Origin of the sequence: Pedomonas sp. (genome assembly GCF_036515995.1) — a bacterium.
Lineage (GTDB): Bacteria > Pseudomonadota > Alphaproteobacteria > Sphingomonadales > Sphingomonadaceae > Pedomonas.
The window spans coordinates 18724-28153 of the sequence record NZ_DATBUP010000046.1; the positions used below are offsets into that span (position 1 = coordinate 18724).

Sequence of the window (9430 nt, forward strand, 5' to 3'; positions counted from 1 at the left end):
GAGAGAGTCCCATGGAACTGCGTTTAGGCCTCACTTTCGATGACGTTCTGCTTGTACCGGCTGAATCGGATGTCATGCCGAGCCAGACAGACACGTCCACCCGCCTGACACGCGAGATCTCTCTCAATATTCCACTGCTCTCCTCCGCCATGGACACCGTGACGGAAGCGCAGATGGCGATCACCATGGCCCAGGCCGGCGGCCTTGGCGTTCTGCACCGCAACCTCACCATCGAGGAACAGGCCCAAGCCGTTCGCCAGGTGAAGCGGTACGAAGCGGGCATGGTGGTGAACCCGGTGACCATGCTGGCAAACCAGACGCTGCGCGAAGCGCTGGACCTGATGAAGCGCCACAACATCTCCGGCATTCCGGTGGTGGAACCATCTCCGCGGGGCCAGCCGGGCAAGCTGATCGGCGTGCTGACCAACCGTGACGTGCGCTTTGCCGAGAACATGGACCAGCCGGTTGCCGAGCTTATGACCCGGGACAATCTGGCGACCGTGCGCACGGGCGTGAGCGAGGACGAGGCGCGCCGCCTGCTGCACCAGCGCCGGATCGAGAAGCTGATCGTGGTGGACGACCAGTACCGCTGCATCGGCCTGATCACGGTGAAGGACATCGAGAAGGCGGTGAACTACCCGAGCGCCACGAAGGACGCCTCCGGCCGCCTGCGCGTTGCCGCCGCTTCCACCGTCGGCGATCTGGGCTTCCAGCGCACCGAGGCGCTGGTGGACGCTGAGTGCGATCTGGTGGTGCTGGACACCGCCCATGGTCACTCCGTCAAGGTGTCTGAGGCCGTGCGTCGGGTGAAGTCCAAGTGGAACCACGTTCAGGTGGTGGCCGGCAACGTTGCGACCGGCGATGCTGCCCGGGCGCTGATCGACGCGGGCGCGGACGCCATCAAGGTGGGTATCGGGCCGGGCTCGATCTGCACCACCCGCATCGTGGCTGGTGTGGGCGTGCCGCAACTGACCGCCATCATGGACACCGTTGAAGTCTGCGCCAAGGCCGGCATTCCGGTCATCGCCGACGGCGGCGTGCGCACCTCCGGCGACATTGCCAAGGCAATCGCCGCCGGCGCCAGCGCGGTCATGGTCGGCTCGGTGCTGGCCGGCACGGACGAAGCCCCGGGCGAGGTGTTCCTGTATCAGGGCCGCTCCTACAAGGCTTACCGCGGCATGGGCTCGGTGGGCGCCATGGCCCGCGGCTCGGCGGACCGCTATTTCCAGCAGGACATCAAGGACAGCCTGAAGCTGGTGCCGGAAGGCATTGAAGGCCAGGTGCCGTACAAGGGCTCGGCCCGCGAGATCATTCACCAGATGGTGGGCGGCCTCAAGGCGGCCATGGGCTACACTGGCGGCGCGACCATTCCGAACTTCCAGGAGCGCGCCCAGTTCGTCCGCATCACCAACGCCGGCCTGCGCGAAAGCCACGTGCATGACGTGGTGATCACCCGCGAGGCGCCGAACTACCCGACACGCTAAGAGCCGCGGGAGCGAGCAGTGCTTTGCACGGGGGCGCGGAGCCTGCGGTTCCCCCTCCTTGCATCCCATCGAATTGGGCCGTGCGCGTGATGACGGGTGCGGCCTTTTTCGTTGGGGCAACGGGGCGGGCCGGCTGGATTGCCTACCAATCCCCATGAATATTCAGAAGGTAACAGGAGTAGGTTCACATGCAGCCTGCGGCGCGGCTGGCAGCGGCGATTGAAATTCTGGACGAGGCGATCGGCAGCGCCCGCAGGGGCGGGGCGGCGGCTGACGTGCTGCTGGCGCGCTACTTCCGTTCGCGCCGCTATGCGGGCTCGAAGGACCGGGCCGCCGTGCGCGCCCACGTCTATGCGGTGCTGCGGCACATGGCCCATGATGCCCCCTCGGGACGGGCAGCGCTGATTGCCTATGCCACGGCGCAGGAGCCAGCCCTGCTGGAGCTGTTCGGCGCAGGGGGCCATGCCCCGGCGGCCCTGACGCCGGATGAGACTGCGGCGGCCGCAAACGCTTCCTGCCATTGGCTGCCTTCGTGGCTGGAAGACCGGCTCAAACGCCGGTTCACAGACAACTGGCCAGCCCAGCGGGATGGCCTGACCGGCCGCGCGCCGCTCGATTTGCGGGTCAATACCCTGAAGACCGAGCGGGACCGGGCAGCGGCCGTTCTGGCCAACGAAGGTGTCGAGACCGAGATTTTACGATTTAGCGCCAACGGCTTGCGGGCCGATGCTGGGACACCGATCGAGAAGACCGATGCGTTCGCGGCCGGGCTGGTGGAGGTGCAGGACCTCTCCAGCCAGCTGATGATCGAACTGGCCGGCGCACGGCCCGGTGAAACGGTGATCGACCTGTGCGCAGGCGCGGGCGGCAAGACGCTGGGCTTCGCTGCCAGCATGCGGAATCAGGGCCGGATCATCGCGTTTGATATCGACCCGGCGCGGCTGGAGCGCATGACGCCCCGGCTGGAGCGGGCAGGCGTGAGCATTGTGGAGCAAAGGGCGCTGCGGCCCGGCGCGCTCGATGCCCTCGCGGGACAGGCCGAATGCGTGGCGATCGATGCGCCGTGCACCGGAACCGGGACCTGGCGGCGCAATCCGGAGGCGCGGCTGCGCCTCAGCGAAGACCGGCTGGCCGCCATCACCGCCGTGCAGGACGACGTGCTGGAGCAGGGCTCGGCGCTGGTAAAACCGGGCGGGCGGCTGGTTTACGCCGTGTGCTCCCTGCTGCCGGACGAGGCTGAAGACCGGGCGGACGCCTTCGCTCAGCGCCATCCGGAGTTCCGGCTGGTAGATTACCGTACGCGGCTTGAGGCTAGCGGCCTGCCTGAAACGGTAGCGCTGCGGCCGGAGTACCTGGCTGTGGCTCCCGCAAGCCATGGATGCGACGGCTTTTTCGTCGCGGTTTATGAACGGCTCTGCTAATCCTAGCAGGGTCCTGTGTTGACGGGTCCCGGCGGGACTCCCTAGGGAGGAAGAATGTTACAGCGCCACTGGATCTCTGCCCTGGCCCTCGGGGCCGCCCTTGCTGTCAGCGCGCCGGCGCTGGCCAAGGCACCCCAGGCCAACGCCACGTCTTCCCGCCTCATGCAGCAGGCCAATGCCCTGATGGGCCAGAACCGCGCCGCCGAGGCCGCGGACCTGTACGAGGCGGCGCTGACGGCCGATCCGCGCAACAGCAACGCTTTCATCGGTCTGGGCCGGGCCTATGAGCAACTGGGGCTCACGGGCCGCGCCATCAGCTACTACCGCAAGGCGCTGACCATCAACCCGAACGACGTGACCGCGCTGGAGGCCTCCGGCATGGCACTGATCACCAAGGGCAGCCTCGCACAGGCGCAGGAAACTCTGGACCGGCTGCGCCGGGTGTGCCCCAAGGGCTGCGTGCAGGCCGAACGGCTCGCCAATGCACTGGGCAGCGCACAGGCCAAATCCACCGCCACGCGCGGCCGGGTGACGGCACAGAGCGCCCCGCGCAGGCCTGCAAAGCAGCAGACCTCGCAGCAGTAGGATTTCTTCTCAGATTTTTTTAGCAGAGGGTCTTAACCCTCTGCACTCCCGTTTGTTTTTCGGGTGGCGGTGCCAGCGCTTGCTTGTCCGGCAGGGTCTATCGGGCCGTGCGTGAGATGGGCGGCGGAGCGACCGTGCCAGGGCTTTGCTCTTACTCCTTAAACTCATTCTAAAAATAAACATCTAACTCATGAATAAGCGTGGGTTTGTTGTGCTGCGCCGTTTCTTCGGCTTGCTCGTGTGTGGCTGAAGTCTGACGAGCCTTGGACGTGCGGTTCATGTTGCACGCGGAGCAAGCGGCTGCCCGCGCAAACGCGGTGCGAGGCGCATCTTTGTCAGTAGTATCAAGGTGTTAGAGGTGTACGCCGCGACAGGGTGTGAAATGTCGGAAGGTGTAGCTCCAACCAGGGTCAGACAAGAGTGATTTCAGCAGCTTCCAGCTCTGTTCGGAATCGTTCTATCCGGAGGCGGAGCGGCAGATAACCGAGGGCGGCGGAGTGTAGCTGTCTAAGCACTGAGTGCTCGCGATGCAGGAGATCGGGCCGAGCTATGCAGAGGGACGCGCGAGGGTGGCACTTGAGTGTGCGCGTTTGGGCAAAAGGAAATTTCTCAAACGACTGATTTTATTCAGCTTCAGGAAACCTGTTCGGACCAGAGCACTTCCGCTGACTTGATGGATAGGCTTGGCCTTGACCCTGTTCCCAGAGTGCGCCGAACACGACATTGAAAGAATGAATGAGGGTGCACGGGGGTTGCTGGTTTGAGCGCCTTCGCGCGCGATCACCTCCGTTTAGAAACCATTTCAAATGCCTCTGTCCTACAACTTAGCACTCGCCGGCCAGCGCAGCGTGAGCGGCAGCGAGGCGGCGGTTTCAAAAGGGGCGATGTATCGAACCTGAGCGACGTGAGCGAGGCGAGGAACTGGCCAAAGGCCGCTGCTGGACAATGCAAAAGGGCGTATGAGGGAAACAGTTGATGGCGCGCGCACGGGCACAAGAAGCCCTGCAAGGACTGGTGTTCAATCAGCTTTCAGGTAACTGCCCGAAAAGGCCAGATTTGCCGGCTTGTTGTTCTTGCTTGGTCTTGGCCATGTTCCCAGAGTGCGCCGGACACACCGTCGAGAAAGGGAATGGGGGCGCGGGGGTTATAGACCCCCGCATATTAGGTATACTTTTGTAACCTTCGCCTTGAGCCTCAGGCTCGATCTTTTCGCGTAAGCTCGGCATGAGCGGCGGCGAGGCGGCAGAAGGCGGGGACGTCGAGGACTTCGGCGCGCAGGTCGCCGGGAATGTCGGCGGCTTCCAGAAGGGGCGTGGGGTCGAGCCCCAGGGACTTGAGGGAGGCGCGGAGCATTTTGCGGCGCTGGCCGAAGGCGGCAGCGGTGACGGCTTCCAGGCTTTTCAGGGGTACGTCGGCAACGGGCTCGCAGGGCTCGATGTGAACCACGGCGGAGGTGACCTTGGGCGGCGGGGTGAAGGCCTGCCGGGGCACTTCGAAGGCGATGCGGGGCCTGGCGCGCCACTGGGCGAGGACGGCGAGGCGGCCGTAATCGGACGTGTTGGGCTTGGCGACGATGCGCTCGGCCACTTCCTTCTGGAACATCAGCGTGAGGCTGGACCAGAACGGCGGCCACGTGGGCAGGGTCAGCCAGCGGATGAGAAGGGCGGTGCCGACGTTGTAGGGCAGGTTGGCGATGATGCGGATGGGGCCGGTGCCGAGGACTTCGGCCTCGTTCACCTTCATGGCATCGCCGCGAATGAGGGACAGGCGGCCGCCGGAGCGCTCGTTCAGGTCTTCGTGGATGGGCCAGGCGCGCTCGTCCATCTCGACGGCGACGAGGCGTTCGGCACCAGCCGCCAGAATGGCGCGGGTGAGGCCGCCGGGGCCGGGGCCCACTTCATAGACGGTGTGGCCCTCAAGCGGACCCGCCGTGCGAACAATGCGGCTCAAGAGGTTCATATCGAACAAAAAATTCTGCCCGAGAGACTTCTTGGCGTTCAGGCCATGTTCGGCAATGACGTCCCGCAGCGGCGGAAGGCTCGAGAGAAACTGCTGATCGGTCATGCGTGTGCTGCTGCTTCGGTCCGGTTGCCTGAACGGCGTTCCGCGCACAGCGCCGCCATCTTGAGCGCGGCGATCATGGCGTCAGGCCGGGCGATGCCCTTGCCGGCAATGTTGAACGCGGTGCCGTGATCGGGCGAAGTGCGGACGATGGGAAGCCCCAGGGTCATGTTGACGCCCTGATCGAAATCCAGCGCCTTGACCGGGATGAGGGCCTGATCGTGGTACATGCACAGCATGGCATCGTATCGGCCGCGGATGTGGGGCGCGAAGAGGGCGTCCGCGGGCAGCGGGCCTTCGGCCTGCCAGCCCCTGCGGCGGAGCTCGGCAATGGCGGGGGCGATCACGTCACGGTCCTCAAGGCCGATATGGCCGTCTTCCCCGGCGTGGGGGTTGAGGCCGGTGATGGCGAGGCGCGGCTCGGGGATGCCGAAATCCTGCTTCAGGGCGCGGGCGGTGACCTCGGCGCGCTGGAGGATGAGTTCGGCCGTCAGCGCCTCGGGCACGGCGCGCAGCGGAATGTGGATGGTGACGGGCACGGTGCGCACGTTGGGCCCGGCCAGCATCATCACGGCATCATTCGGGTCAACGCCGGAGCGTTCGGCCACGAACTCGGTCTGGCCGGGCCAGGTGTAGCCGACGGCCTTGAGCTCGGACTTGCTGACCGGCGCGGTGACCATGGCCGAGGCTTCGCCGCTGATGGCGAGGGCAACGGCGGCTTCCAGCGCGGCAAAGGCGAGGGCGGCTCCTGCGCGATCCGGCGTGCCGGGCTGAACGGTCTCGATCTCGCCCACGGCCATGACCGGCAGACTGTGCGCAAAAACGCGTGCAGCCTCGGCCGGCGAGGAGACAAGGGCGACAGGCCCGTCCCACACGGCGCGGAAGGGTGCTTCGGCACCCAGGATGACGAACGGCGAAAGGCCCGCGGAATCGCGGGCCTCCCATGATCTGGCAATGACCTCCGGGCCGACGCCCGCGGGATCGCCGATGCTGACGGCGAGGGGGTTCATACGCCCTTAGCGGTAGTCGATGATGGCGTCGCGCCGCAGATCGCGCAGGTAGCGGCGGGCCATCATGGACATGCGCTCTTCGTTGAGCTGGGCGTAAACCTCGTCATAGCTGGGCAGCTGGGCTTCCTGCGCGTCGTCACGGCCGCACAGGACGATGACGCGGGCGTCTTCCTCGGTGCCGAACGGACGGGTGGATTCGCCCACCTGAAGCCGCTCAAGATGCGGGACGAGACCCTGCGGGAACTCGCGCAGCTTCTGCGGCTCCGGCTCGTCGACCCGGCCGCCGAGCGACTGGGCCAGAGCTTCGGCGCGGCCGCAACCGCCGCCACGGGCGGATTCGGTCGCCATGCGCTCGACGAGGCTGCGCATCTGGCTCTCGGTCGCGCCCTTCTTGAAGGGAACGATGACCTGCTTGATGGTGAGAAGCGCGTCCAGCGGATCCGGGCCGAGAATCTTGCGCTTGTCGGCAACGGCGATGAGGCTGAACCCGCCCGGCACGCGGATGGGATCGCTGACCTGACCGACCGGGAGGGACGTGACCACCTCCTGCAACTGGGCGGGAAGCTGCTCGGCCATCACGTAGCCCAGATCGCCGCCGACGGCTGCCGTGGAAGCTTCCGAGAACTGGCGGGCATAGGCGACGAACGACGCGCCGTTGCGAACCTGATTGAGAATGCGCTCTGCCGTGTTGCGCACGGCGGCTTCGTTCTCGGCGTTGGCGGTGAGGAAGATCTCGCTGACGCGGTACTCTTCCTGACCCTTGGCCGCTTCCAGACGCTTGATGACCGCTTCGACTTCCTCGTCGCCAATGGTGACGAAGGGGGAGACGCGGCGGCGCAGCAGGCGCGACCAGGCCAGCTCGGCCTTGATCTGGGCCTTGAGCGTGGAGGCGGAGGTGCCGCTGCTCTTCAGGTACTGAACGAACTGCTCAGGGGTCTGCTTGAAGTTCTGGGCGACCCGGTTGAAGGTTCCGTCGACCTCGGCGTCGTCAATCTGGACGTCGTGCGCCTGCGCTTCGAGAATCTGGAGCTTCTCGTCGATCAGGTTGCGGAGCACCTGGACGCGAAGGCGATTCTTTTCCTCGTCGGCAATACGGCCGCCCGATGCCGCCACCACCAGCGCGAGCCGGTGTTCGACGTCAAGGTCCGTAATGATGCTGCCGTTCACAATGGCCGAAGCCTTGCGCACGTTCGGATCTGGCGGACCGAAGAATCGAAGGTCTGTGGGGATCTCGCCCCCCGCCGGAGCGCCGAGCGATTGGGCGGCGGCCGGCGTGGCAAGCAAAGCCAAGCACAGACCGAGCAACGGTAGTTTCATCTTCACCATAGGCGCTTGGTTTACGTCAGCAGAAGGCAAGGCGCAACTGTCCTGCCGCCAAGGCGTGCGATTCCCCATACGTCCCGCTTTTCAGGCGGGTTTTGCCCGAGTTCCTGAAGCGATCCGCTTACCGTCCACCCACATTCTTCAGCGCGAAGCGGAAGAACACGGTGGGGCCGCGCTCGAAGTCGCGGTCCTCGGTGAAGCGACGGCGCCAGGTGACCGAGAACTTGAAGCACTCGTCCTCATAGGCCACGCCCGCACTGTGGCGGATCGGCTGGAAGCCGTCCGCATCGCTGAGCGGGTTCTGGCTCTGGTTGGTCAGGTCGAGAATGGTGGCGGCGTTGACAGACCAGTGCTTGTCGATCTGGACGCGGGCGCCGACACGCAGTTCCTCGCGGTCTTCCAGATCCTCGAGCAGGATGTCGCGGTTGAGGTTGGTGTACCCGACCGTGACATAGGTGTTGTTCTTGCCCACGTAAGCATCCAGCTCGCTGCGGCGGGGGGCGAAGTTCGCCTTGTCGAGCCGGAAGCGGTAGACCACGTCCACATAGTCGCCCCAGCGCACCGAGGCGCGGCCGACATAATCGGAGAAGTTGCCGGACAGGCCGGTGCCGCGCGGGAACAGGTCTGACGTGGACTCACCGGCGATACGGTAGCTCTGGCCGACGTCCGCGCTGAAGCTGACGGCCTTGCCGGTCCACGACCAGCGTACGCCGTAGGTGGTGCGGGTGCCGCCCTCCCAGCGATCCAGACCGGAATAGCGGTTCAGATCGAACAGGTTGGTGTCTTCCAGATCGAAGGCGCGGCTGTCCTCGTTCGGGATGATGTCGTTGTGGCCCTTGCCGGACGCCACGAACTGGACGATGGGCGTGAAGGTCTGGAAGCCGCCGAAGCTGGGACCAGCCAGCGGCCACAGCACTTCGGCCGCCGCCAGCGGCAGGACGCGTCCCTGCCAGCCGTTCTCGCCGGCATAGGTGGCATTGTCGGGGTCCTGCGCGTCGTTGACGTAATACATGTCGCCACGCAGCAGGCCGGTGACGCGCAGCACCTGGCCCATGCTGGACAGCCACTGCTTCTTCCAGTCCGCCGAGGTGGAGATGCGGTAGGTGTCCATCGCCTCGGTGCGGACCAGCGACATGGCGTTGGCGCGAATGCCGAACTCGCCGGCGCCCGGCTTGAGGCCGGAGGACCAGCGATAGTCGACGAACGGCAGGGCGATGGGCGTCTGGCCGAAGTCGTCATCGACGCGCAGGCCCTGGAAGGCCCAGGTCTCGACGGTCAGGTAATCGCGGTCGCCGAAGTACTCGAGGCGGTAGCTGTTGCGCAGCACGTCATCGTCAGTGATGTCGTAACGGCGCAGGAAGGTATCGTCCGCCGACACCATGGTGTCGAAGCTGGAGCGCCAGCGGCTGGTGTGCTGGAGCTGGCCGTTGGCATAGACATAGCCGCGGAAGTCGTTACCGCGATTGCCAAGGGCGGTCGGGTCTTCCTCGTTGAAGTCACGCGAGGCGTAGGTGCCGACACCGCCGATGCGGAACGCGCCCGAGCC

At 65.6% G+C, this 9430-nt stretch carries 7 protein-coding genes; 3 read left to right on the forward strand and 4 right to left on the reverse strand.

The window, feature by feature from the left end; genetic code table 11:
• The first annotated feature begins 11 nt into the window (after window positions 1–11).
• The 3 genes from guaB to VIG90_RS03965 all read left to right on the forward strand — a co-directional run bounded on the left by guaB (window position 12) and on the right by VIG90_RS03965 (window position 3490).
• Complete coding sequence (gene guaB, locus VIG90_RS03955) at window positions 12–1484, forward strand: IMP dehydrogenase (protein WP_331592143.1); 1473 nt, start codon at window positions 12–14, stop codon at window positions 1482–1484.
• A gap of 188 nt (window positions 1485–1672) precedes the next feature.
• Window positions 1673–2905, forward strand: coding sequence for an RsmB/NOP family class I SAM-dependent RNA methyltransferase (locus VIG90_RS03960; RefSeq protein WP_331592144.1), 1233 nt, complete (start codon window positions 1673–1675; stop codon window positions 2903–2905).
• A gap of 54 nt (window positions 2906–2959) precedes the next feature.
• The gene (locus tag VIG90_RS03965) at window positions 2960–3490 is read left to right on the forward strand and encodes a tetratricopeptide repeat protein (RefSeq protein WP_331592146.1); all 531 of its coding nucleotides are present in this window, start codon (window positions 2960–2962) and stop codon (window positions 3488–3490) included.
• 1194 nt (window positions 3491–4684) lie between these two features.
• On the opposite strand, the gene rsmA is transcribed toward VIG90_RS03965, so the two are convergent.
• The 4 genes from rsmA to VIG90_RS03985 all read right to left on the reverse strand — a co-directional run.
• Window positions 4685–5554 carry a 16S rRNA (adenine(1518)-N(6)/adenine(1519)-N(6))-dimethyltransferase RsmA gene (gene rsmA, locus VIG90_RS03970; RefSeq protein WP_331592147.1) on the reverse strand — a complete coding sequence of 290 codons (870 nt, stop codon included), beginning with the start codon at window positions 5552–5554 and terminating at the stop codon, window positions 4685–4687.
• A complete protein-coding gene (pdxA, locus tag VIG90_RS03975; RefSeq protein WP_414695464.1) occupies window positions 5551–6561 on the reverse strand; it encodes a 4-hydroxythreonine-4-phosphate dehydrogenase PdxA in 1011 nt (336 codons plus the stop codon). Before pdxA ends, rsmA begins: the two co-directional genes overlap by 4 nt.
• A gap of 6 nt (window positions 6562–6567) precedes the next feature.
• Window positions 6568–7851 (reverse strand): peptidylprolyl isomerase, encoded by a 1284-nt coding sequence (locus VIG90_RS03980; protein ID WP_331592148.1) that lies wholly within the window; start codon window positions 7849–7851, stop codon window positions 6568–6570.
• 154 nt (window positions 7852–8005) lie between these two features.
• A partial coding sequence (locus tag VIG90_RS03985; protein ID WP_331592150.1) for an LPS-assembly protein LptD occupies window positions 8006–9430 on the reverse strand: 1425 nt, incomplete at its 5' end.

What these genes read in the sequence shown, in the direction of transcription:
- guaB (WP_331592143.1), top strand. Translation starts at nt 12, where the DNA reads ATGGAACTGCGTTTAGGCCTCACTTTCGATGACGTTCTGCTTGTACCG.
- VIG90_RS03960 (WP_331592144.1), top strand. Translation starts at nt 1,673, where the DNA reads ATGCAGCCTGCGGCGCGGCTGGCAGCGGCGATTGAAATTCTGGACGAG.
- VIG90_RS03965 (WP_331592146.1), top strand. Translation starts at nt 2,960, where the DNA reads ATGTTACAGCGCCACTGGATCTCTGCCCTGGCCCTCGGGGCCGCCCTT.
- rsmA (WP_331592147.1), bottom strand. Translation starts at nt 5,554, where the DNA reads ATGACCGATCAGCAGTTTCTCTCGAGCCTTCCGCCGCTGCGGGACGTC.
- pdxA (WP_414695464.1), bottom strand. Translation starts at nt 6,561, where the DNA reads ATGAACCCCCTCGCCGTCAGCATCGGCGATCCCGCGGGCGTCGGCCCG.